Here is a 24,798-nt window from a genome sequence, read left to right as displayed (position 1 = left end):
TTTTTCATAGATTGAGGAAGGTGATCAAGATTGAGTTTAGAAGGGCTTTTCCAAGCAGGAAAAAGTGCTGCTAAAAAGTACATGGCTCGGAAACTGGCGAAACTCGGGAAAAAAATCGCTAAAAAACTAATCATTAAACTATTACCGTACATCTTAATTGTGGCTGCCGTACTAATTGCTTTTTTGAGTATTTACTCTCTATTCTTTGGTGCTCCTGATGATTTCAAAAAGGAATCTGGACAGATGGCTATCTTTACTACCGACGAACATGATCCGGAGTGGAACTTACAAAAAGACAAAGAATTACAGGAAAAGTATATTCAATTATCTGAGAACGGATTAGGCGAAAGTGATGAGTACAGCTTTGGATCCAAGAAGGGAGTTCCTTATCAAGAAAGTCCATTTGAACAAGCTACAACATACCAAATATCCTGGGCGTTAATAGCCGCTGCTGACCGTGTTATAGGTGACCCAATTGTTGGTGATGGAAGTACCAGAAAACCAGATCCAGAGCGAACGTACAAAGCGATAGGGCCTCGTTTTACGTGGAAAGACACGGTGGTAATTGTGGAGACAAAAACTACAACATATCGTACAGTGACGGACGATGAGGGTAACGAAACTCAAGAAAGAGTCGTAAATGTGGATACACAGAAATACAAAACTAAACTCATTACCACAGTTGACCAGTACGATCAAACGGTAAACGTAGATTACCGTACCGAAACGGTTCAAACAGGAGATAGTGATAACTATACGAAGGTGACAGCTGAAGTCCAGAGTTCTATTGTTTCTACGCCTCGTGTGCCAGATCGGCTAGTTACCTTTTTAATAGACCATGGATTGATTGAAGACGATGCTGAATTTGTCGTTGAGCTCGCGAAGGTATACGACCCTTTATATGTTGGATTCCCTGGTAGTGGGGATGGGAATGGACAAGGAGGAAGCTATGTTAATGGACAAATTCCTCCAGAATTCATTCCAATTTATAAAGCTGCTGCAAAGAAGTACGGAATTCCATGGTATGCGCTCGCGGCCATACACAATGTAGAAACGACATTTTCAACAGACCCTACTATGGTATCTAGTGTAGGCGCTGTCGGGCATATGCAGTTTATGCCTGCTACGTGGGTAGGTTGGAAATACGAGATTGGTGGCGGATTGGTATCTGATTCGCTAGATATTACGGATCTGAATGTTATCAAAGCTGGAGGAGGCTACGGCGTTGATGCTAATGGCGATGGTAAGGCGGATCCGTGGGACATTGAAGATGCAATATTTTCAGCGGCAAATTATCTATCCAAGAATGGTTATAACAAGAACCCCGCAGCTGCTATTAGGCTATATAACCATGCGGACTGGTACGTAGACAAAGTATTAGCTCTTATTGAACTCTATGAGAAGCCTGCACCACTTTGGGCATCAGCAATCCATCCAGTAGATAAAGATAAATACCGTGTGTCCAGTCTATTTGGTTATAGGATTCATCCGATTACAAATGTGAAAACGATGCACTCAGGTATTGATCTGGCTGCACCCGCGGGCACCCCTGTAAAAGCACCATTAGACGGTGTTGTTACCTTTGTAGGGACAAAGAGCGGATACGGAAACACAATTATTATAGATCATGGGGGAGGTTTCCAGACGCTATATGGCCACTTATTAGACAGCAGCACGTTAGTCAAAAATGGCCAACAGGTAACCGCAGGTGAGCAAATCGCAGGGGTAGGCTCTACTGGTAAATCAACCGGGAACCACCTTCATTTTGAAATTATTGAGAATGGTATGAAAATAGATCCAAAAACGTATATGACGTTCTAATGATTATTTGTGAAAGGGGGGATGCTGAACATTTCCCAGTTCAAATTAGGATGAAAGAGGTAAGAATATGAGAAAAAAAGGTTTCATGTTTTCACTAATGATGGTGCTTATGCTTGTTTTTTCTGTACCTTCTTTTGCATCAAGCAGCAATAGCAATTCAGGATTGGACATTCCAAGTACCAATAGTAATACTAGCCTTGATCTATCTACCGTGGATAAAGGAAGATTCTCAAAAGGCATGGATGCCTTAACCAAGGATGCAGAAACAGTAGGAGGAAAGATGGCTTATCCATTGTTTTTCTTCTGTTTGATTGTCGGAATCATCCTTATGGTGTGTGGGATCTTTTCAAAAAAGCTTTTAGCATTAGGTGGATTGGCGCTTGTCATTGGCTTTGGGATTATGTTTGTATTAGGTGATCTCCGGAAAGCAGTAGATTACATGGATTACGTAGCCACGACCATTCGCAACTATTTTTAAGACATACTTTTTGACTTGAAGAGCGACGGAAGTTCCGTCGCTCTTTTTTTATCTACAGGTAAGACGTCTTTGACGAACAGGAGGAATAATCATGCATGTTGCTGTTATTTGTAAGCCAACCAGCTACGAGCGCATTTCCGTAGCCATTAATGGGTTAAACCCAAGTATAAAAATTTCCTCAGCCCTTACTTCTTGGAATTCGGCTCTCGATTATGTTCAGAAACAAAAAATTGATGGTTTAGTGATTGAAGAAAGTCTTCCTTTCTTTATCCAGGTTAGTTCACTCCCGTTGCCCAGTCTGGTGTATTCAGGTACGCGTGATTTTAGAAATGCGGCTAAGGATTGGATTCAATCTCTTGGTTTGGAGATTGAAAGTACCAGTCGCCAAACATATCACTCCCAAGATGCTGGAAATGATGACGAAAGTAAGAGTGAGGATAGTCTGCAAAATATCCCAACAGATAAAACAGGAGCAAAGGTCGCCATTGTTGCAAAGAATACCAGTTTAATTGAGCTAATTGAATCTTTTGGAGGTATCCAGGTTGTAGCGAAAAGCAATAAGTTCAATGATGTGATGGATTTGGAGAAGTTAAATAACCCTGATGTTATCTTCCTTGAAGAAGGTGTGATGCCTAAGGACGAACCCACCTTGAGAGATTTGAAAATTCTTCAGGTAGTAAGCAATTTTCAATCTTCAGAAAATACTCGTCTTGCGATGATGTTATTTGAGCGGAAAAACAACAAACTATACCAGCGCTTAGTGTCAAAAGGTTACTATCACTTTTTAGCCAGAAATAATGTGTCATCTGCAGATATTGAACGTCTCGTAAAAGTTCCCAACACTCTACAAGACGTAACAGAATATCAAGATTCTCCTCAAGCAATGGACCCAGTGGGGAATCAAGTAAATATATCCCAGAATGAAGTGGTTACGAAGGTGGAGGAAAAAGTTGAGGTTACAGACCCGGAGAATACAGATCACCCTTCAGAGCCTTCGTTTCTGTCTTCTCGTCCTTCGGTCAATCCACCAAAGATTGAGGTGGCTATAAAACCTGCCGAAATACCACATATGGACGTTGAAGTGAAAACACCGACAGTAACCCATGCTTCACCGGCTGAAGGAGTTGAGGAGCCATCTAGGCCTAGTGAGGAACAAAAACCACTGGAAGTTGATGAGACTCCAAAGGGAACGAAAGGGACCATATTAAAGAATCCCATTTTTCAAATATTTAGAAGGTCAAAAGATACAAGCAAGCAGGATGGTGATGTTCACGAGAGTACCACTCATGCAAAGGGATATTCACCTTTTTCCTATCCAATGCCACATCGAATTATCTTTTACTCTCCAAAGGGAGGGGCGGGAGCAACGTCCATGATTTTATCTTTATCAGAAGGTGCAGAAGACAAAGCACTTGGTGTAGCCGAAATATCGTATAGCTATGGACAGATTGCAGGGAAATTAGGGCTACATCCTTCTCATACCATTGCGGATACTCCTGATGGTCTCGAAGAATTGGCTCTATGTAAGAATAAATATCTTTGTGCCCCATGGATTTACTCAAGTAAAAAACCTTTCAATGATACTTTGCTGAGAGAGTGGTTGGTACGAGCTGAGAGAGCCTTTGTGGGGAAAACAATTCTAGCAGATCTTCAGAGTCAGAGTTCACCTTTACTGCTTATGGCTTCACATGAATGGTGCACAAAATCAATTTGGGTTGTTCAAAACTCTGATGATCATCTGGGTATGGCTGACATTCAAATGTCTCATCTAAAAAGAATGGGAGATGAGTGGAAGAAAATCGGTCTTATTATCCAGGGAGAAGGAGAGGGGAAGATCCCTTGGGAGGATGCTTTAGGTGTACCTGTGATTGGAAAACTTGGTTCTAGTATTTCCAACAAAGATTGGAAGAGACAGCTTCAAGATCATGTAGCTGAACATTTGGGTTTACGTTCCATTGTCTAACTTTTTGCGAAAATACAGGCTTGTAAATCAATGATATCGAGGAGGATTCAGATGAAAAAAGCATCAAAGCGTTTTGGGAAAACAATTATATTTATGAGTTTAGTCTCTCTATTGGTAACTGGAACTTCATTGGCTCAATCAAGCAACGCAATTCAAGCACTTATTGAAAGTAATTTGAAAATCTTTAAAGATGGTCAGCAGCTAACGTTAAGAAATGCGGAGGGGAAAAAGATTGATCCGGTTATCATTGAAGGGAGTGTTTATCTTCCTATCCGGTCCATTTCTGAAACGCTAGGTTGGGGGATCGAATGGGACAAGGGATCCAAAGCGGTCACACTTGTTGAGCCAGATACTGGTATTGATCCAAATCAAACGACGACTCCTGTTAATGAGGTTAGTAAACCGGTGACTTTGGTAGAATTCCCTGGGATTCTCGATAGCAAACTACTCTTAACTACTATCGCAAGTGATCTACAGGTGGGAACTGTCTCATTCTCACAAGGAGGGATATTAAAAGGTAAATCAGCAAGGACGACAATTGATTTCGCCACCGAGGAATACGACAACCTGTCTCTATATATGGCTGTAAAAAAAGAAGCACCCGCTACTACGAAGACTAACACAAGTACGAACGTCAATGAACCAGTTGAAGTAAGGTTCTTAGACATTGACGGCAAGAAAGAAATTGCCTTTTATACAACAAGTATCCGACCTACTGACGGAGCAAAGAAATTCACATTAGACCTAAGGGGTAAGAAGAAAATTCGAATCGTTTTAACAAGCGATTTGACGGATACTCAATTGATTCTTGGTGATCCCATTTTCCAGTAGAGGTTAGTAGACTTTTGATTTTTCAGAGTCATGATAATATTCACATCTCTCTATTTGTGAAACACAATTGTGTGACACAATAGAGAGATGTGCTACATAAAGAATATCGAATTACTTTTCTTAAAGAAAGAAGATTAGATGGCTTGGAATTCCTTATGGACCGTAAAGCAAGCGAACAAAGAAAAAGTATCAGAGTCAATTTACGTTCATTGAGCTAGTGCATGGTGGGTTTGGACTCGTAAAGCTGAAGCAATAAATCCGAGACGTTCAAAAGCAGGTGAGAAGATCTGGGAGCCATATTTACATAATTTGAATGTTGGGTTACTATGTGGATCATTCGAGATGCTTCTTCAGTTAATGATGAAAGTAGACAACTGGATCTCACTGATTATAATGTTGAGTTGTCGAATTTGTATTTAGAATTGATACTTGGATTAATGAGAATTTTCAATCTAAGAGCACCTTACACAATTGCGTTGGAGCAGACAGAAACTTGTATGAAAATAAACAAGACAATTAATAAAAATTTTTAGTTTCTGAAAAAGAAAATAAGGCTACAATTTAACTTGGCTAATATGAAGGGATTGATGAGTCGATATGGAAAAAAATTATGATATAAATTTTCGTTGTACTGAAGGTGCCTTCTCCCAATATATAATTCAAATATTTAGATTACAAGAAGATATCAAATCTTTAATTCAACCTCTCTTGAGCGGTAATAATTTCGGAGTAATAAGAGAAAGTACAGGGTTAACAGAAATTAGTAGAGAGGACGACGGATTAAATGTAGCATTTGAAGCGAATAGAGAATTTGACGCCATAAGAGAATCGCTCAAAGGGCACGATGCCATAAGAGAAACATTTAAAGGGTTTGATGCAATTCGCGAAACAATAGTATATCCGACTCGATAAAGGAAGCAATTGCTGGAGCTGCATACAAAAAAACCAATAATGATATATTTGAAGCAATTGCAAATGCTCAAAAAGTATGGTCCGAGGTTCAACGAAATATTAATGATACTTTTTCTCAGATTAGCAACGTTTGGAATAATAATGATGCATTCCAGTTATGGAGAAATAAATAAAATTCCTGGTTTACTCAAGGAAGCAAGAGATAACATCCAGAAAGGCAAAGAGCATATGATTGCTCTCAATTTCCCTCCGCATCATTCAATGAATTTTTCCGAATTTAAGCATATAGACATTGATCAGATTAAAAGTGAACATATACGATATTATAGAAAGAACTTTTAATGATGAAATAATACACTCATTTTTTGAACATTGGAGTGAAATTGATTGGCTTAAGTCTCGTGTTCCTATCCTAGGAGAATCTATACTTAGTTTCCAAGATGGAAGATACTACAGTGCAATATCAACTCTGTTACCTAGGATTGAAGGTCTAATTATAGAAAGAGGTAATGCTCAGGATATATTATATTACTCAAAACCGGTTAAAACGTTTAGGGGAGGAGTTACTTAACGAAACAAGTGATTTTTCATTGGATGACGCAGTTTTAATGTTTTACATCGGTTGTGTACTGGATTCGTTAAGTTATTCGCTCTCCTTTAAGTAGACATGTGATTCTTCATGGTGCAGATACTAGATTTGGCTACAAAATCAATGCTCTAAGATGTATCCTCTTTTTGACTACCTAGTATCTAAAATCATTGAACCCGACTTATAGACGAATGTTTAGAGTGTTGCTGATGGAAGAGCCTTAAGGCTCCAAACGAACAAAGTGTACTTTAATGTACAGGTTCCTATGAGAAAGCGTAACGATTTTGTTCACTGCAGCACCAGGAATCAACCTGATAGTCAATTTCTTAACTTCCATCTGAGGTGTAACTTATATTTAGAAATTATGCAAGAAAAACGGTTTAGAGTAAGTTAGAACTTATATTTCACACTAACCTGTCCCCCCAAAGTTGACCGATTAAAAAACTTGTTTTGAACCGTTATGCAGAGGACTCCGAAAAGGGGTCCTTTCTTGTTGTAGGACAGGTATTGATTGAAGTTTCTCCAAGGCCAATACTGTAACTATAGTAAAGTCAAATTATGATTTTACTTTGTCATTTAACAAAGTAGTTAAGCTATAATAAGGTAGATGTTAGTAAATATATGTGGTCTTAATGTTTAGATTTCGTTTATAAGGCAGTGATAATATACACATCAGGGGAGTAACTGCTTACACAAATGTCTCAACAGAAGATATTTTCAGGAGAGATGATAATGAATAGTGATTTTTGTCTATGCGATTTTGATTACAGTCTGAACAAAGTTAGCTCCAAAATATGTGAAAAATGCACTTTGATCTTTACCTTAATCGATTCAATAGATGACGCTACTGCGGTAACTTGTTTTAGAGCATTATCACCCATAGAGAGGAAAACACTAGCAAATGTAGATCAATTCTATAGAGGAAGACGGGAGATAGAACCAATCGAACTCTACGACAGAAGCCTTAGCAGCACTGTTACTGCTCTTTTTAAAACAGTGCGAGAGACGCTGAACAATAAAACCTCAGGAGATGCGAATAAGCAGTTTAGTTATAGTAAATGTTTGGTAGTTCCTCTTATTAAATATATAAGCAAAGAGAATTCTGATCCGGTTATGGCAATATCGAAACTTGATCTTAATTCAGTTGTTCTAGAGTATGGATTAACTTACTTTCCGTGGAACAAAGCCAGATTCGGCGATTCAATATACCAAACAGCGAGTGAAACTTCAATCGGAATAAAAGAACTCTTTAATGTCAAGAAGCTATCATTACACGGAAACGATTTGGAATTTCTCAAAACTGTCTATAATAACATAGGAGCGATACCATTTGAATATTATCTAACTGAACTCATTCAAGAACTTAAAGAGTGTTCAAATAATCAAGTAGAATTTTCTGATTTACATAAAGTTGATTCTTTAAGAATTATATCAGTAACCTTGGATCTAACTCCTTTAAACAGATCATTACTAGATAGTTATTACCAAGAACATGATCGTGTACCAAAAATAAAAAGACTTGCGAGCTTTAATAAGGACCATGAGGTCTACTCTACAGAGTCTCCTTTTTTAAGTAGTCGTTTTTTAAAGGGAAAAGAACTTATTGATGATATTAAAGTAATAGCCGTATTTACTATACTTTTAGCTCAAAAAGAAGTAGATAGCCGATTTGAGTCTATAATTACCAAGTTTATTAAATGTACGAAAGATAAGGTTTGTGAATACGACAAAGTGAATATTGATTTCATCGTTAGTCATTTAAAGGATAACAGCAGTATTGAATTTGAGACTTTGCTTGGTTATTTGAAAATGAGAAGATCCCCACTTGAAAGGGACAGCGAATGGATATATAGAATTTTAGATGTTATTTTAGATAGTTCTAGTGTTGGCAGAAGATCGATACAAGTTCTTATGACAGACCAACTAAAGGGGACTGAGGAGAATTATGAATAATATTTTAACTACTATTAATGAGTATATTGAAACACCCAATACAGATTATTCAATCATGATAAATGGGAAATGGGGTTCGGGAAAAACCTACTTTATTCTAAATGAATTAAAGCCCTTTATAGAAGCAAAAAAGGGCTATAATAATAGTTCTTTTTCCGTTATATATATATCACTTAATGGATTAAATAAATTAGATAGTATTAGTGAACAAGTTATTTTGGCACGAATGCCACAGAACAAAGTAACAAAAATGAGTTATGGAATTGCAAAATCTGCTATAAACATTATTGGTAATATCCCAGGCGATTATTCCAAACTAGTTCAATCATTCTCGCAATCAGGATTGGATGGTCTAATGGATAACTTGGGAAGAGTTCTTGATTTTAGTACAAGTGTGATTGTTTTTGATGATCTTGAGAGAATTGATAAGAACGTGAGTATTCAATCTGTATTAGGTTATATTAACTCCAATTTTATTGAACATCAAAAGATCAAAGTAATTTTAGTAGCAAACACAGATAAGTTATTTGAAGATACTTCGGATTATGCAGTCATACAAGAAAAATTCATAGATCGTGTAATTGAATATAAATCTAATCTTAAAGGCAACTTAATGGCCTATGCAAAAACCTTTTTCTCTGGCCTATCTGATAGCCAAAAGATGCTTATTGGGTTCGTTGAAGAGAATGAGTTTGAAATTTTAAGGCAATTGGAGGTAGCAGAATGTACAAATCTTCGTACTTTACGATTTATACTAAGTAAATTTGAGAGAGTACTACGTGTTATTGATCCTCATGAGTTTAACAATGAGTACGGTTTGATGATTTTTCGTTTTATTCTGGCCATTTCTGTTGAGTATAAAAACGGTAACATCAAGTTGCTCATAGATGAAAAGGAAAATTTGCTGGAGATTCAAACCTATCGAGTGATTAAACTAGCTAAAGCAAGAAACAAACAGAGCAGCGGAACTACTGAAGAACCATCTTTTATGGATAGATTCTATGATAAGTATGTAGAAAAAAATGAAGGTTGGAGATCTTTTCCATCAATTTACGATTATATTCTGTATGGAGCACTTAATGAAGAAGCTCTAAAAATGGAGATAGACATACTAATGGAGAAGAACAAGATTCACTTAACTTTTTTAAACAAATTAATTGATTACTATTACCAAGAAGATGAACAACTAAACGAAATAGCTAAAGAATGCATATTTTATGCTACGAAAGGATTGTACAAGCCCTATGACTACATAATATTGGAAGTATACCTAAGAAAACTAATTGAATCTGGCTACATTGAGGTAGATTTGAATTATCAAGAATCACTAAAAAAAGGATTACAATTGGTTCTTTCAAATAAAACAGAATTTATAGTTAGTAATTCTGTATTTACAAATGAAATATCTGATTATTCTGAATTGAGATTAATCATCGAGGAAAAACAAAATGAGAGTAAGTCACTGAAAAAAAATGAGAATATTAATGCTTTTCTGTCAGCAATGCGAGATACAAAGGTTCCCTTGTATTCCTCCGATATTTTTAAGAAAGTATATCAAGACAAATTCTTTTTCACCCGTATTCCAAAGGAATTATTCTCGCAAAGTATAATTGTTTCAAGTAACTATAATTTACAATCTCTTATTTCAATCTATAGAGATACGTTTGAAAGTGTATCCAATGCTGGAGCACATTATTATAGTGAGAAAGCGAAACTAATATCTCTTGCAGATGAAATAGACTGTGCTATGACAAAAGTTAGTGTGAAACCTTTAAAACAAAAAATTCTGCAAGACTTAATTTCTACTCTTTATAGTTGTGCAGAGCATCTAGAAGCAACGAGATAGTGATTATTAATCTTACAATATATACAAAAAGCTCTAGCTTGTTTGCTTGATTAGCCTCGAGTATCTGAGCGTGGCAAAAATGCCCGGAATCCTAGGTTCGCTAAAAATATTTCAGATATTGTAATAATCGAATGGGGGCAGCAACTCACGTATAAGGCGCTCTGTCCGAACGAGATCTTCGGATCACCGATCTCTTAAAGCGGATCACTCTGCGTTGCAATGTGTGCGGGATGTACCATCCTGATCTGATAAGCTCCTCCATTCGAGAGTTGCATTGCACATCTTTGCAGAACGACCATGATCGCGAAGAAAAGGCTACCCACAGCATCAAACAAACTGACATCCACCCGATACCCTCAAACTAAGGATTTTGGATGTGTCCAAAAATTCCTAAGGGGGAGATAGGTACATGTGCACGGGAACGACACCAGGTACTGAGGCTAAAAGTATCGGGGAAGAAGAGACAGTAAATTTTTATTCCAAAATTTTAAACTGATCAAAAGTGAACAAATAGAAGATGAAGTTTCATTTTTAAGAGGAAAGACTTTATTAACAAATATGTATTGCAAGATTTACATTTATGAATTATAATTTTAATTACCGAGTGATTGAACGAATGTGTTAAGAAGAGTATCATCTCATTGAGTGAGAGATACTCTTCTTTTGTTATCTCACAACATTTATGGAACAGTTGAATCTCAGTAATCACTCGATTGACAACAAGTATACTACGGGTCAGAGATGAAACAGGGAGCATGGTGAAAAGAGTATCCAACAACATGATCGACACTATTCATTGAATATATGGCATGCGGAATGAATTTACCTTGTTGTTTTGGTATTGCAATAGATTAGAAATGATAATTCTCATAACAAAATGAAGTTAACCTAGAGACGGAAAAAATGTATAACATGAATTACAATAATGTATTGCAAGAATTACAATTATACTATATAATTTGATATGTGCTCCGGTAATGCCCTTATGTTCGTTGATGTGTGCGTTCTTAGTAAAGTGTAATCTTGATAGCCTCGAGATTATACTTTATTTTTTTTGAATTTGTGGACCCACAAACTTAGTAGGACAGTTAGTGGTAGAGTAAGAATCGTATTTGTAATTCATGAGTTCCATGGTAAATTGTTCTTGTACTAGTAACTTGGTAGACTTTTTATAAAAGGAGGGCTTTTCGATGAAACCAAAGTTTAAATCTAAAATGTACAAAAAAATGATTGTAGGACTTACGGTTTTGACTGTGGTAGCTACATCATTTGCTACAGAGCTTAAGTTTTCAGACGTACCATCGAATTACTGGGCGAAAGATACGATTGCTTGGGGTGTTGATCAGAATATCATTCAAGGTTACCAGGACAACACATTTAAACCAGATCAGAATGTAACGGAAGCTGAGTTTATTACTATGTTTATTAATGCATTTGAAGGTGTGCAGGAAACGACGAATACATACTGGGCTTCAGGTTACTATGAATTCGCGAAGAAACATAACTGGGCAGTGAATGGCTACAATGATAAAAAAGCTGCAAGTACTAAGATTAACCGTACACGAGTTGCTGAGATTGTTACTGGTGCAGTCGGGGTGAATTATTCAGGGGAAGATGCAATTCGCTATATGCTAACTCAAGGTTTGGCTGAAGGTCGAGGTTCTACACCATCTGTATCCGGTTTTCAGGGTTCTTCATTGTTGAAGAGATCGGAAGCAGTTCAATTTATTAAGAACTTGATTGATAAGGGCGTCACAGACGTTAAAGATCGTCCAACGACTCCTTCAGATCCAAGTGATATACCAGCTCTTCCTGGTGATGAAACTCCAGCTAGCGGTGAAGTCATTCTAAAAGAGCTTAAAAAAGCTGATGCTTCTCCGGATGTTGCTAGAGCAATCGGTTATATGCCTCAGGATAAGGCGAGTGAGAAGTACGTAAAAGAGTTTTTAAATAATGTTAATTTTAAAGGTGGCAGCGTCACTGTTGTAGTGCCGAAGAACATTCCTTCTGGTTACAAAGTTTCTCTTAGTGGAGTAGACGGGACTGCATATAGTCATAAGGTAACAGGAGGTGAGACTTTCACCTTTAAAGTAGATGATGCATTCTCAATTTCAATGTTTGTAGGAACGACTGCAAAGCAATCTACAACAATTTCTTCGAAAGGCGAAGTTATTTGGGGGGCTAAACATTCGTGATTGTAAAAAACTCAAATAGATCAAAGATAATGAAGCGGGCCATTATGGTCACGCTTCTTTTGGTTGTCCCAATGCTAGCTTTTATTGGTTACAGAGTATGGGCAGCAGCAACTCCTCCATCATATGGAACTCAATTTTATCCATACACAAGAGAAAAAGTTGTTACTGTTACTGGGGATTTGACCCCAAGTGGCCCTGGAAGACCTGAGCTTGAATATGCACACAGAGATGCATACGCTTTATGGTCAGACATCCGCTTTAGAGATCTTGCAACTCGAGAGTGGGGAAAGGCAACACCAGCAGGCGAATACAAAGGTGTAATCACTTTTAACATCATTGAATCTGAAGCTCAAGATGATTTCAATAAAAGAGAAGGCTATAACCTCATACCGCTCAAAGAAAATGGTGTAGAGTACGGACCGGTAAAAATGGTGGCTGAGTGGGCTAACGGTAATCCAGATTACATTATAAACAAACTGAAGGCCGGATCAGATGAATCCAATTACTATCTCAAAGCAAGTAATCGTTATTTTATTGGTTCCGTGTCTACAAGCAATACCTGGTATCGACTTCCTTCACTCATATCATTATCTGGTGGAGGTCTGAACATGGCGACGGATATGGTGGCTCAGACGCCGACAACAAGTACGAATCGAGGAGTGACATTTCCTTCCTTCAAAACGACGTATTCAACCACACCTTGGCCCAAAATCTTTGCTATGTTCGGCACAGATGGTACAGAAGAGAGACAAATTGTTAATTCAACGAACGGTAAATTGAGAATTAGCACAACTACTTCCTCCTACTCGGGGAATAAGCATAAACTTTGGTTTCTTGAGGGGAAATTTACTCAAGAGGAAATTTTGAAGGAGATCAACAAAACGACTGCTGCTTCAGGAAAAAGCGATGCAACGCGTTTCGATTCTTTTGCAAAGAATGTCTATAAAGAAATCAGTACGAACAGTAAACAAACATTTAACTACAACACGACAATCCCGGTATCGGAAATCAAGAAAATAACCAAGGCAGACGGAACCGTTCGAGATTATACCCTAGTGGTAAGTGACGGGTATGACCGGATTGCGGTAAAAGACTTCAAACTTGGCTTGTATGATCCAGATTTGGCAGTTGATCCAGACAGCATTACGATTACACCGGCTGCACCTCAACCTGCAGGTAGTACGGCCACAGTCTCCATTGATGTGCTGAATAACAGCACAAAGGACGTGGAAAGTACGTATCTGCTATGGCGGTGGAATTCGACAACGGCAGCTCAGAAAATACCGATTGCCAATTTTAAAGCGGGAGAACGGAGAACGCTTCAAATTGAAGTAAAATTTCCAAGTCATCCGGATCTACTGGTATTCAACATTAATGGCTATAAAGACAGTCCTCCGAATGAATCGGACTGGGATAATAACCGAGCCGTCTATAAGGTAGGCACCGGCAGCGTGAACTTGGTAGCTAAGGATATACGGGTTACTCCTTCTAAACCGCAAGAAGGGCAGTCAGCAAAGTTCCAAGTGCTTGTTGTTAATGAGAGTTACACTGAAACGGTTACCAATACAACACTGGATTGGTCCGTCAATGGTGTAGCTAAAGCACGAATTGATTCAATTACGCTTGCTCCAAGAGAGCAAAAGTGGATATCCGATCTGAAAGTGGATAAGGTTCCTGAGGGAAGTAAGCTCACCATTAAAGCGGAGGTGAATAAAGGGCATGATCGGCCGGCAAATGAATATAAAGAAGGTGTACAAAACCCTTGGCTGGATAATGTCATTCAAAAGGAATATGACCTTACAAATAGAACACTGAACCTATTTGTAAAAAGCATTAGTTCAGGAACGGCTACTCAGTCACAGAATGTAACTACACGGATCGAAGTTGGAAGAGAGAACTTACCAGGAGATTCACTAGACGCCAAGAGCTTTGATGTGAAGCTTTTCCTTGTGGATGCAAATGGGCAAGATACACTGGTAGGTACACAGCAAGTGACGTTCTCCAAGCCGGGTGAAAACAAAACGATTATGATGGCATGGAATACAGGGAATCGTGATCTAGGAAACTACAATCTGGTTGCAACGATCAATTTACCACCCACTCAAGGGGAAAAAACATATCAAGATAACCAGTTAAGTTCAGGATTTACGATTTACGGGAGCCCTACAAACGGAACATGTAAGGTCACCAACCATACATCAGATATTTCTGGCACGTACACCTATTGTGCTCGTTATAATACCAGCTATGACGAAGACGGAAACCCGACAACTTATTGTGTAAGATATGAAACGGGGTACTATTACGAATATTTCAATTCCAACTTTAACAAGACAGTATCGGGTACCTTTGTGCAAGAAAATGCAGATGAAATAAACGGTAGGGATGTGCCTTTAGTTCGCAGCGGAAGCTCAACCATAAAGGCAGGACAAGGATTTAACTTTGTTATCGACTCCAGATATACTGAAGACCGCGGTTTAACAGGGAATATCTATCGTGCAGTAGCACATTTTCCGAAAGCGGACGGCACAATAGAGGACATTGAGCTTGTTAAACTATCATCTTCTACCAATCAGGTTCAGTGGGGACTCCCGCTTGCTTGGGTGGCGAAACACGGTGATGAAGTCATCTACCGCGAATCCGGAAATCCGGGGTCAAATGATCCTGAAGATGACAATTACTACTATCCAGGCGGCCGGGCGTATTATTCTTCATTGAATATGCCTGCAGGTACGTATAACGTTGGCATCGATATGTATGCAACTGGTGTAAACAGTCTTACACAATGTCTAAACGTTCAGTTTACAGTCTCGGGGAACCTTATGGATGACTTTTATGTTCGTCAAGTCATGCCAGAAGATCCGTTTCCATCGGAGCTATTCCCTTCAGGGGCGACACTACCTTGGGCTGGATCCGAGAGCATCCTTAAGCAACTGTCTGATTGGGTTAATTTCTCCGAAGAAACAATTAATTGGCCTAACTAAGTAAAAAGATAATGAACTGCTATGAAGCCCCCACATATATGTGGGGGCTTTTTTCTTATAAGGATGAGAGGAAAACATAACAAGGAGGTTCATAATGCTGGTATTAACGACTCTTTTGATCGGAATTTATAATGCATTCAACATGTATTGTGATATTCGATGGCGTATTACAAAAAACTTATGGCACCTGTCATTTATGGTTTTGTTCTTCGGGTTAATCATTTGGCAATATCCTACAACAATTGTATGGGTGTTGTTGTGTGGATTCTGTGCTTTTCTCCTAATTGGACTATTGATGGAACAGATGGGTTCCACAGCCCCCGGAGACACCAAGATGATGATGACCAATGGACTTGGAGTTTCTCTATTTGGGCTCATTGGTAGTGAGGGTTTTGTAGGCGGACATTATCGGAACACCTTACTAATGTTTTTGGGATCATTAATTCTCATTTTATTTCTTATTGATGTGTATCGCTTCGGTAGGAGGTATGGAATTGCTAAAGTCCTGAAAACGATATTTGGTCATGCTTTCGGATTTATCTTGAGAAGAGTGGGTTTTGGACACTTTGCTGTGGAACCTGAGATGAGCAACGCTTCAATGCGTATTCTACCAGGTGCTGTGATGATCACAGCTGCTGTCTCCCTAACCGTCCTGGTTCTATATCCATACTAATGGAGAAAGGAGGAGCCTAGATGTCTACAACACCCAAAATGTTGCCCTTGTTAATCGTTTTTGTACTATTTGCTTACTTTGCCATTGATTTTGTAAGCATCGGTAGTCAGAAAATAAAAATGCAATCTTCAACAAGAAATACAACGCAAACTGCCATGATGCGTTCCGTGGAGGAGGGCGGAATACGGACAAAACATTTACCCCGAATTGATATTAAAGAATTTGACCAACAATTCGGTATCTATGGAGAGCTTAATGCAGGAACAAAAGCAATGATGAGTTCGTATACCGGAATTTATCAGATTGATCGGTTAAAACCATATGCTGCGGTCCAAATGGGCACGCCAGTTGAAGCATATTCTATGAAAATGCTAAACAGTGATAAGGTCACCACTTGGCATTATCCACGTCATCGAGTGGTCTTTATTTGGGATCAAAAAAACTAACTAAACTTTCTGGAGGTTCGAAAATTACATGAATAAGCGTAGGTTGCTGGCCGTGATGATGTCAGCCATTGTCGTAATTGGATTTGTTGGAATCAGTGAGTACCGTGTACGTACAGAGTTAAAATCCACTGTGGTGTATTTTGCGAAGCAGGATATTCCAGCACACACTGAGATCACTGAAAGTATGCTTGAGGCCATTGATTTGCCACTAAAAGGATTGCCTCCGGGGATCATTTACAACAAGAAAGATATCGTGGGGAAATATACTCAGGTTCAGTACGGATTGGCTCAAAACAGCTACTTCTTCCAATCTAAAATTGTTACTCAGGATGAGTTGATGGACGCCGCCCGACTAAAGTTACATGACGGACAAGTACTATGGACAGGTAGCGTAAATCTAGTTGAAGCTTCAGCAGGTAACGTTCTTCCAGATACAGATGTGGACGTTTGGTTCAGTGCGGTCGAGACGGAAGGAATGGATTCAAAATGGGTCATCGGTAAGATGTACGAAGGGGTCCGCGTTGTGTCAGCCAAGAATAAAAAAGCAGAGGATATCGTAACCAAAAACACAACCAACACGGTTAATTCCAATGGTGAAACCACGGCTCCTAAAAAGGAATTGTATCCTACCGTCGTACAACTGGCAGTAGAGGATGAGCAATATCAAATGCTGACAGCTTCTCTATCTAATGCATTTAAAGATGGAAATATTATTCTTGTCCCACATAACAAGGATGCAAAAGCTGGCATTCCTGAGCTGGGTGTTACTGGTGAATTCGATATTAAGCCGTATATCAAGTCAAAACAACTCAATCTCAGCGACTTTATTGCTAAAAATAAAGAATCTGCAGCAAGTGGTACTGGTGTAACGATAACTTCTACTGAAACACTGGCGGATATTCTGCCTAAAAATACAAACCAAACTAAAGGAGAAGAAAACTAATGACAACGCTTGAAGAGAACATCAACGAGATTCAAACATACAAAAATCGAAAAGTTATTGTTGGTTGGTCATGTGAAAGCGGTATGGGAGTGAATAGTTTCCTAAATGCGGCAGCTGTAGAGTCGGCTAGGAGAGGTGTAAAAACTGTACTGGTTGAATTGGACCTGTTGCATGCCTCTACTTCGATTTCACTTGGGATGAGCCATCATACACGAAATTTAGAGTCCTGGATTACTAAAAGCAAAGAGTCCGGAGAAAATCGTGCGATCCGTGACTATCTTGTAAACTCAAAAATATGGATGCAAGATATGGCTGCAACTAATCCAGGATTGGAAGCGGCTGTGTCAGAGTTACCTCAAGATTTATATCTTTTGGCACCGTCCCAGTTTCTTGATCGTTTCCAGGCACATGCACACTCAATGACGAAAGACACACCATATTTTATTATTGAACAATTGGTGGATTTAGGTTTTGAGGCTATATATATGGATATTCCAAGTGAAATCCTCATGCCGGTTACTGGGACAAGCATGAAGCTTGCTACCGACTTGTTAGTCTTCGTGGATGGGCATGTTGCCCATAGCATTTATACCAACCAAACGATAAAACGTATCATTGGCGATCACCGTGGTCTTAAAGTTATGTTGAACCGGGCCGGCACTTTAGGTCCGGGAATTGAGAAATTGTTAGGACAACCGATTTGGAAAACGATTCCGGATGACCCAACTCTTTCGGAGAAATCTCTAGATCTTGTGCCGGGTGGTAGTGACAAATACAATGCTGTAGTTAATGATTTTTGTGACGCTATGGGGTACAAGAAAAAGAAGAAGCAGGCTACTGAGCCTGCAGGAAGCAGAAAGGGATTCTTAAAGTTGTTTTCAAAATCATAATCCAAATGCCATTATGCAGAAAACCTACGATTACTCGTAGGTTTTTTCGTTTTAGATGAGAGATAAAACGATAAATTTTTATTAAACAAAGGAGAATAGATATCATGTTGAAAGAAAAGGTCAGCTCTGTTGGTCAAGTTTATAATACAGTTCTCACTACTTTAAACGCTACATCTGATTCATCCCATATTGTTCTGCCCTCAATGCCACAAGTTGAAATGGATGGAGGAAATGGTGGAGAGGGACTTTTCCTGTCATCAGAAGAGTTCCTGGAAGGCGTTCATAACCCTACGGGTATTACAGACACTAGTGCATTAAAACCAATTGATAGTCTTGTATCCGAAGATGCCATAAAGTTTGTTCGTGACAAGCTTTCACTCGAGCACGGTAATGATTTATCACGTGCGTTTTACGACATAGCGATCCGAGATAAATTGGAGGGGTCCGTTAGAAGATACATTCATGAAAACGACAATCTAAAGGATAACGGAAATAAAGCGGTTAAAGAACAAGCTAAAGAAATGGTAGAGGAAATAGTCGGTCTTGGCCCAATCGATTCACTTATGCATGATGATAGCATTATAGAAGTCATGGTGAATGGTCCCAAAGAAGTATACGTAGAAGACCATGAGGGAATGCGCTTAACCAACATTAAGTTTCATGATGATGAACATGTTCTATCCATTGCTAGAAAAATGTTGAATTTTGCAAATGAAAGTGTGACCGAGGCCAAACCGATTTGTGACGCAAGGCTTTCAGATGTTCGTCTCAATGTGGTTATTCCGCCTATCTCGCGTATCGGTACAACGATAACGATTCGTAAATATCCACCAATTAATCTGTCTACAGAAAACATTATTCAAAGTGGCTTAATGACTAGAGACATGTTCCGCTTAACTAGCACTTTAGTTAAGGGTGGTGCGAACATCTTGGTTGTAGGTAGCACTGGAGCAGGTAAAACAACGACGATTAAACTTTTGTGTGGTGAGATCCCAGAGCATGAGAGAACACTTACCATTGAAGATACTGAAGAGCTTCGATTGAAATTAATGTACCCATCAAAACATATCGTTTCTCTAGAATGTCGTTTTACAGGTAAAGAGGAAACAACGGTGGATATTGCAAAATTATTGAAATCCTCACTGCGTATGCGGCCAAGTAGAATCATTGTTGGTGAGGTTCGTTCCTTGGAAGCGATCGATCTCATCGAAATTTTTAACACTGGACACGATGGCGGATTGAGCTCCTTGCATGCTAACTCAGCAAGAGACGCTGTGACAAGACTTGTTCAGATGATTCTTAAAAATGGCTTACCGTTATCTACAGAGACAATCGGCCAAATGGTGAGTAGAGCAATCGATATTATTGTATTCCAAGAGAAACTTGAAGATGGAAGTAGAAGAATTACAGAAATTATTGAGCTGCTGGGCTTTGAGAATGGCTTACCCGTTGCAAATACACTTTATAAGTATCAGATTACAGATACTGAGTTCCTGGAGAACGGAAGATTCAAATTTATTGGACATCATGAAGAAGGTGAGGATTGTACAATCTCATCGGAACTTTTGGCAAAAGTCTACAAAAAAGGTGTTCGCAGAAACGAAGTATCAAAATGGGTTAAAGCGCCTCTAAGCGCGTAAAGAAAGGGGAACAAATATGGAAATTTCCAAGATCCTATATATATCGTTGTTTGCAGTTATGTTTATTGCATTGTTTTTTCTCTTGCAGTATCTCCTCCCGAAGAAGAAGTATCGTTCCTGGACAATGGTGATGTCTGAGACAGAAGAAGAGCAGATTCACAAAAAAACGGAAGAAGCAGAACGAAAAAAACGGTTTACGTTCGCTAAATATCTTTCCCCCAATCATTTTGAAAATGAAGCTAGGATCACAAACTGGGATGTAGGTACCAAAGCTCCACTTTATCTATATGGGGGGCTCCTTCTTGGGATTGGTTTTGGATTCCTTATGAATTCGCCGATCGCAATTATTTGCGGTGCGTATGCAGGTATATGGGCGCCTTGGTTTATCCTTAATAACAAAAAACAGAAATATGAGGATTTCATTGAAGAACAGATTGAAGTCTTGATTCAGGAGGTTAGTGCTGGTTATTCCATCACACAGAATTTGACAGACTCCATGAAAAAAGCAGAAAGCAGCCTGGAAGAACCGATTAGATCGATGTGGTCTAAGCTCGTCACTGATTATTATGCCGGGGATAAACTTTCAAATCTTCTTACTGAGATGCAAAAGTCAATTCCCGTGAAAGAATTTAAAATGTTCTCGGATCTTCTAGTCATTGTTGAGAGATCAGGTGGAGATGCGAGTCCAACTATGAAGCAGATTGCTGATGTTATTCAAAGCAATAGAATTCTAAAAGAAGAAGCAAAGGCTGAACTTACACAGCAAAGACAATCGCATCGAATGAATGTTACGATAGCCATCGGAATTGTCCTTTTCTTCCGATTTGCTCAAGCGGATCAATATAAGCAGCTAATGGTTTTACCGTTAGGACAATTATTAATTACACTTATGATCTTGTACATCCTGTGGTCATTCCAAAAAGTAAATAAAATGACTCAGTTGTAGAAAATTAATGAAATGGAGCGGATCATTCAATGATTTACCTCATAATAGGAGCAATCTTCTTTTTAATACTTTACGTTAGTCTGTCTACGATCTTATCGACAGGAAAGACCTATCGGTCAATGGCGTATGTTCCTGGAAGTAACGAAGCACTGTGGAAGAGGGTTGCTGGTTCTATGGAAATGGCGGCTCGAAGTCGTATTAAGTTATCTTCTGAACAACATTCTGTCTTGGAGAAGCAATTGTATCGTTTAGGATGGAAAGAACGCCCTGAAGATATCGCTGGTCAACAATTGATGTTTGGAGGCTTAGCCCTGGTTGGTTTCTCCTTATTTGCAATTTTCACAGCATCATCCGTCATGTTCATTCTTGCGATTTTTATTGGTTTTTATTTTTATCGCTACCCTGTATCTCGTCTAAAGAAGGGGCTAAGTGAGAAAGAACGTATCGCACAAGAACAACTTCCGGATTTCATCGATCACCTTATCCTGCTATTCTCTGCAGGATTAACACCTTATGCAGCCATTAAGGTTGCTTGCGACCATGCACCAGAGGGTTTGCAGCTCGACTGCAAGAGATTGTCTAAGGATCTCGAATCGATGAGTGAAGCAAGGGCTTTGGAGATCTTCGCTGAAAACGTAGGTACACCATCAGTAAAACGGTTTGTATTGGCCATGAAACAAGCCATCCAAACAAGTAAAGAAGAGGCTCAACATATTTTCAAATCTCAGACAAAGCTGATGAGAAATATCCGGAAACAAAATAACAGAAAGATTATTAAAGAACGTCCGGCCAAGCTGCAAATGATCAGTACTGGCATGTATGTTTTTGTTCTTGCAGTGCCAGTAGCAGTTATAGCAATCAACTTTATCTCTCAAATGAACGGAATTAAATAGGTTCCAAACAAATCGGTCCACATACATTGGATCGATTTTTTTTATTTATTGTAGATAGCAAAACAAAAACTGAAAGAAGGGTAGGATATATGCAGACTCCTGAAAAATTGATTTGGTTGCCCATACTTGCATTTTTTCTTATTTTTATGCCAGATATGATTACGTATGGTCAATGGCAATGGAAGGCACATCAGATAACTGATTATGCAGTGGAAAGAATGGCAGCTAGTGGTGGTTGGACGGATACGGTTGAACAAGAAGTGTTCGAAAAAATGGAGGACATGGGGATAAATAAGGATAAATGGGTGATCTACCATACCGAAGGTGTAGTTAAGGCTCCGGGCAATGTAGGATTTCAAATTTCAAGCAAGTACCACTTAAGAGCATTTGCTATTATGGGTGAGAAAATGCAGGCTGCAATGGGTGATTCAACCGTACTCACTTTAAGGGCCAATCAAGAGAAAAGTTCACAGATCTACTAGACCAAAATTTTTTATCATAGTGTATTGCATGATTTACACTGTTGTTGTATAATGAACTCATCGGGTAACCAACCCCCCGGTGTGGAAGTGCAAGATCTCCAATTATTTTTTTCCTTGGCAGAAGAGTGAAATCACTCTTCTGTTTTATTTTTCATTAATTGAACCCCCAATTTGGACAGTAACCTGAAGTTTCAGGCTGCTGTCTTTTTTTCTGATACGTATGAGGAGGCGATAAAATTGGCGAGTTTGACATCAATTAAACAAACGTTGGAATATACCATGTTTCGCTGTGACTTGAGAGAGAAACAACGTTTGGTTCTTTGGATGCTTCTAGTAGGGAAAGAACAAAAGGAAATATCTCAGTCATTGCACATGAGTGAGGAAGCTATAAAAAAACATCAGAGAATTATATATAGGAAGTTAGGAATCAAAGGGAAGGCGCAGCTGAGCAAATGGGTCTTGGAACAGGTCTCATCTTCAATTACTGACCCGCAACCAATGACCAAGGAAGAATTTTTTCGTGACTTTCAGAACGCTAATTCAAATTAAATATTGTGGGTGAGCATTGTGAAGAACATTAAGTACAGTCATTCAGAATTAGATAAAATTAATGATTACCTTCATACCATGTACTTCGAAAGAGACGAGATCATTCATAGTGCTTTTGTCAGTATCATCGCTGGTGAACATATGCTACTAATCGGACCTCCTGGAACAGCGAAGAGCTCAGTTCTCGAAATGATTTTCCAGCACTTCCGGGATCTAAATGTTTTTAAATGGACGATGAATGACGATACAACTCCCGATGAGCTTCTGGGTCCTTATGAAGAAGGGCTCTATACTCATGGGAAAATAAAGCGGAAAACGGGAGGAAAGCTTCCTGAAGCACATATGGCAATTCTTGATGAAATTTTGCGTGCACGAGGATATGCCTTAAATTCGCTTTTGGACATTTTAAATGAGAGATCGATCATCCAGATGAATGAAAGACAAGCAGTTCCTCTCATTAGTCTCTTTGGTGCCACAAACGACCTTCATGAGAACCATGAAAACACGGCACTTTATGATCGCTTTCTTATTCGAATTAATGTAGATTATCTGTCTTCCAGAGAGAGTTTGAAAACCATGTTACTAAATGAGGTGTCACCTGAAATATATGCTTCGTTGTCACTTCACGATATTACGCAATTAAAAATAGCTGCAGCAAGGGTTCAAATCCCTTCTGAAATTATGGAGATAATTTTGAGTTTGAGATTTAAGCTATTTGAAAACAAAATTTATCCCTCGGATAGGAGATTGAAGTCTAGTTTGAAACTTATTCAGGCTTCAGCATTGTTGGAGCAACGTATCAATGTTGAAAAAAAAGATCTACAGATCCTGAAACATGTTCTCTGGAATAAACCGGCTGAAATAGATAAATTACAAGAGATCATGGAATCAATTCTGAATAATGATGTGTAATTCAAAATATGATAGGAGGATGTAACTAACTATGGGAAAGAATTTTTCGGAACAGAATTTAGAAACACTTTTGTCTAGTTGGGACAGTGATTATAAACTAAAGACTCACGACGGTGAAATTCGTTCAATTGAGATGACAAAGCGATACGATGTATCAGCTTTAGAAAAAGCAGATCAATTTATTATCAACATCTCCAGGATGTACAATTACTTAACTATAGGAAAAGAAGGAGGAGAAATAACTCTAACGATCAATGTAAAACCAGAGACTTCAGATAGTTTCTTGAAATTCTGTAGAGACTTAAAGGTTGAAGAGAAAGCCAAGACACGGGACCTAGTAGCAGAATAAGTTTGTCGAACGTCTAGGCGGGCCATTAAACGTTTACTTTGCTTGCTCGCCTATATGATACATAAGACTGATAAGTTAAGCAGGAGGTGAATACCTCCTGCTTTTTTTTATTGAGATAGATAGAGAACATACATCTGTTTTTGATTCCATGAGAAGGGAGCTCTACGATGCGATGAATCGAGAAGAAATTCTAAGTGCTTTGCTCTGTACTATAGATGAGACGGGATTATGGATGTTGGCCACTTTGAGAGTGGCAAATAAGCCGGTCGCAAAAAATTATCTTAGAGAAATTACAAATAAACGTTATATTGAAACAAAAATGCAGCCAGAAGAAAAAATATTAATTCCCTCAAGATACATCTTAGATATCACTATTGCAAAACTTGAAGGAGCTGCTCTCATTAAGGTGGAACGCGTAGGTCAAACAAGGCTTTATCAATTAACTGCACTTGGTAATGAAATTATTAAATTTCGCGAAATTATGAGAAACGGAGTGAACTAAA

General features: G+C 38.7%; 21 protein-coding genes. All 21 read left to right on the top strand.

The features are described 5' to 3' along the window. Positions 1–30: 30 nt before the first annotated feature. The gene (locus P5G61_RS22310) at positions 31–1,821 is read left to right on the top strand and encodes a peptidoglycan DD-metalloendopeptidase family protein (RefSeq protein WP_024633678.1); all 1,791 of its coding nucleotides are present in this window, start codon (positions 31–33) and stop codon (positions 1,819–1,821) included. Between the two features lie 67 nt (positions 1,822–1,888). Next, entirely contained in the window at positions 1,889–2,299 is a 411-nt protein-coding gene (locus P5G61_RS22305) for a hypothetical protein (RefSeq protein WP_024633679.1), read from the top strand. Positions 2,300–2,390: 91 nt separating this feature from the next. Beyond that, positions 2,391–4,262, top strand: coding sequence for a hypothetical protein (locus tag P5G61_RS22300; protein WP_024633680.1), 1,872 nt, complete (start codon positions 2,391–2,393; stop codon positions 4,260–4,262). 51 nt (positions 4,263–4,313) lie between these two features. After that, on the top strand, positions 4,314–5,093 hold the full coding sequence (locus P5G61_RS22295; protein ID WP_024633681.1) for a stalk domain-containing protein: 780 nt from the start codon (positions 4,314–4,316) through the stop codon (positions 5,091–5,093). A gap of 597 nt (positions 5,094–5,690) precedes the next feature. Continuing rightward, entirely contained in the window at positions 5,691–6,005 is a 315-nt protein-coding gene (locus P5G61_RS22290) for a hypothetical protein (RefSeq protein ID WP_024633682.1), read from the top strand. Between the two features lie 1,321 nt (positions 6,006–7,326). After that, positions 7,327–8,547 carry a hypothetical protein gene (locus P5G61_RS22285; RefSeq protein WP_024634606.1) on the top strand — a complete coding sequence of 407 codons (1,221 nt, stop codon included), beginning with the start codon at positions 7,327–7,329 and terminating at the stop codon, positions 8,545–8,547. Further along, positions 8,540–10,393, top strand: coding sequence for a P-loop NTPase fold protein (locus P5G61_RS22280; protein WP_024634159.1), 1,854 nt, complete (start codon positions 8,540–8,542; stop codon positions 10,391–10,393). The genes P5G61_RS22285 and P5G61_RS22280 overlap by 8 nt, the downstream gene beginning before the upstream one ends. 1,190 nt (positions 10,394–11,583) lie before the next feature. Continuing rightward, the gene (locus P5G61_RS22275; RefSeq protein WP_024634160.1) at positions 11,584–12,588 is read left to right on the top strand and encodes an S-layer homology domain-containing protein; all 1,005 of its coding nucleotides are present in this window, start codon (positions 11,584–11,586) and stop codon (positions 12,586–12,588) included. A 71-nt stretch (positions 12,589–12,659) separates the two neighbouring features. Next, on the top strand, positions 12,660–15,572 hold the full coding sequence (locus tag P5G61_RS22270) for a hypothetical protein (RefSeq protein WP_152532929.1): 2,913 nt from the start codon (positions 12,660–12,662) through the stop codon (positions 15,570–15,572). Between the two features lie 94 nt (positions 15,573–15,666). After that, positions 15,667–16,245 carry a hypothetical protein gene (locus P5G61_RS22265; protein WP_024634162.1) on the top strand — a complete coding sequence of 193 codons (579 nt, stop codon included), beginning with the start codon at positions 15,667–15,669 and terminating at the stop codon, positions 16,243–16,245. 20 nt (positions 16,246–16,265) lie between these two features. Further along, complete coding sequence (locus tag P5G61_RS22260) at positions 16,266–16,691, top strand: hypothetical protein (protein ID WP_024634163.1); 426 nt, start codon at positions 16,266–16,268, stop codon at positions 16,689–16,691. Between the two features lie 28 nt (positions 16,692–16,719). Next, a complete protein-coding gene (locus tag P5G61_RS22255) occupies positions 16,720–17,634 on the top strand; it encodes an SAF domain-containing protein (RefSeq protein WP_024634164.1) in 915 nt (304 codons plus the stop codon). Continuing rightward, complete coding sequence (locus tag P5G61_RS22250) at positions 17,634–18,524, top strand: CpaE/TadZ family protein (RefSeq protein ID WP_024634165.1); 891 nt, start codon at positions 17,634–17,636, stop codon at positions 18,522–18,524. The genes P5G61_RS22255 and P5G61_RS22250 overlap by 1 nt, the downstream gene beginning before the upstream one ends. Positions 18,525–18,628: 104 nt before the next feature. After that, positions 18,629–20,164 (top strand): TadA family conjugal transfer-associated ATPase, encoded by a 1,536-nt coding sequence (locus P5G61_RS22245; RefSeq protein WP_024634166.1) that lies wholly within the window; start codon positions 18,629–18,631, stop codon positions 20,162–20,164. Between the two features lie 16 nt (positions 20,165–20,180). Continuing rightward, on the top strand, positions 20,181–21,110 hold the full coding sequence (locus P5G61_RS22240; protein ID WP_024634167.1) for a type II secretion system F family protein: 930 nt from the start codon (positions 20,181–20,183) through the stop codon (positions 21,108–21,110). Between the two features lie 173 nt (positions 21,111–21,283). After that, on the top strand, positions 21,284–22,003 hold the full coding sequence (locus tag P5G61_RS22235; protein WP_152532783.1) for a type II secretion system F family protein: 720 nt from the start codon (positions 21,284–21,286) through the stop codon (positions 22,001–22,003). Between the two features lie 89 nt (positions 22,004–22,092). Beyond that, positions 22,093–22,485: a hypothetical protein gene (locus tag P5G61_RS22230; protein WP_024634169.1), complete on the top strand. Its 393-nt coding sequence runs from the start codon at positions 22,093–22,095 to the stop codon at positions 22,483–22,485. Positions 22,486–22,722: 237 nt separating this feature from the next. Continuing rightward, on the top strand, positions 22,723–23,034 hold the full coding sequence (locus P5G61_RS22225) for a helix-turn-helix transcriptional regulator (RefSeq protein ID WP_024634170.1): 312 nt from the start codon (positions 22,723–22,725) through the stop codon (positions 23,032–23,034). Positions 23,035–23,052: 18 nt separating this feature from the next. Further along, entirely contained in the window at positions 23,053–23,946 is an 894-nt protein-coding gene (locus P5G61_RS22220) for an AAA family ATPase (protein WP_024634171.1), read from the top strand. A 31-nt stretch (positions 23,947–23,977) separates the two neighbouring features. Continuing rightward, positions 23,978–24,295, top strand: a complete 318-nt coding sequence (locus tag P5G61_RS22215; protein ID WP_024634172.1) for a hypothetical protein — start codon at positions 23,978–23,980, stop codon at positions 24,293–24,295. A gap of 172 nt (positions 24,296–24,467) precedes the next feature. Further along, entirely contained in the window at positions 24,468–24,797 is a 330-nt protein-coding gene (locus P5G61_RS22210) for a hypothetical protein (protein ID WP_024634173.1), read from the top strand. The last annotated feature ends 1 nt before the right edge of the window (position 24,798 follow it).

It is taken from the genome of Paenibacillus vandeheii (assembly GCF_030433635.1).
Taxonomy (GTDB): domain Bacteria; phylum Bacillota; class Bacilli; order Paenibacillales; family Paenibacillaceae; genus Paenibacillus; species Paenibacillus vandeheii.
The sequence above is the reverse complement of the archived record's forward strand: the minus strand, read 5'-3'. Positions and strand labels throughout refer to the sequence as shown.

Excerpts from the sequence above, each read along its gene's own strand:
- P5G61_RS22305 (WP_024633679.1), top strand. The coding sequence starts at position 1,889 with ATGAGAAAAAAAGGTTTCATGTTTTCACTAATGATGGTGCTTATGCTT.
- P5G61_RS22300 (WP_024633680.1), top strand. The coding sequence starts at position 2,391 with ATGCATGTTGCTGTTATTTGTAAGCCAACCAGCTACGAGCGCATTTCC.
- P5G61_RS22295 (WP_024633681.1), top strand. The coding sequence starts at position 4,314 with ATGAAAAAAGCATCAAAGCGTTTTGGGAAAACAATTATATTTATGAGT.
- P5G61_RS22290 (WP_024633682.1), top strand. The coding sequence starts at position 5,691 with ATGGAAAAAAATTATGATATAAATTTTCGTTGTACTGAAGGTGCCTTC.
- P5G61_RS22285 (WP_024634606.1), top strand. The coding sequence starts at position 7,327 with ATGAATAGTGATTTTTGTCTATGCGATTTTGATTACAGTCTGAACAAA.
- P5G61_RS22280 (WP_024634159.1), top strand. The coding sequence starts at position 8,540 with ATGAATAATATTTTAACTACTATTAATGAGTATATTGAAACACCCAAT.
- P5G61_RS22275 (WP_024634160.1), top strand. The coding sequence starts at position 11,584 with ATGAAACCAAAGTTTAAATCTAAAATGTACAAAAAAATGATTGTAGGA.
- P5G61_RS22270 (WP_152532929.1), top strand. The coding sequence starts at position 12,660 with ATGCTAGCTTTTATTGGTTACAGAGTATGGGCAGCAGCAACTCCTCCA.
- P5G61_RS22265 (WP_024634162.1), top strand. The coding sequence starts at position 15,667 with ATGCTGGTATTAACGACTCTTTTGATCGGAATTTATAATGCATTCAAC.
- P5G61_RS22260 (WP_024634163.1), top strand. The coding sequence starts at position 16,266 with ATGTCTACAACACCCAAAATGTTGCCCTTGTTAATCGTTTTTGTACTA.
- P5G61_RS22255 (WP_024634164.1), top strand. The coding sequence starts at position 16,720 with ATGAATAAGCGTAGGTTGCTGGCCGTGATGATGTCAGCCATTGTCGTA.
- P5G61_RS22250 (WP_024634165.1), top strand. The coding sequence starts at position 17,634 with ATGACAACGCTTGAAGAGAACATCAACGAGATTCAAACATACAAAAAT.
- P5G61_RS22245 (WP_024634166.1), top strand. The coding sequence starts at position 18,629 with ATGTTGAAAGAAAAGGTCAGCTCTGTTGGTCAAGTTTATAATACAGTT.
- P5G61_RS22240 (WP_024634167.1), top strand. The coding sequence starts at position 20,181 with ATGGAAATTTCCAAGATCCTATATATATCGTTGTTTGCAGTTATGTTT.
- P5G61_RS22235 (WP_152532783.1), top strand. The coding sequence starts at position 21,284 with ATGGAAATGGCGGCTCGAAGTCGTATTAAGTTATCTTCTGAACAACAT.
- P5G61_RS22230 (WP_024634169.1), top strand. The coding sequence starts at position 22,093 with ATGCAGACTCCTGAAAAATTGATTTGGTTGCCCATACTTGCATTTTTT.
- P5G61_RS22215 (WP_024634172.1), top strand. The coding sequence starts at position 23,978 with ATGGGAAAGAATTTTTCGGAACAGAATTTAGAAACACTTTTGTCTAGT.
- P5G61_RS22210 (WP_024634173.1), top strand. The coding sequence starts at position 24,468 with ATGAATCGAGAAGAAATTCTAAGTGCTTTGCTCTGTACTATAGATGAG.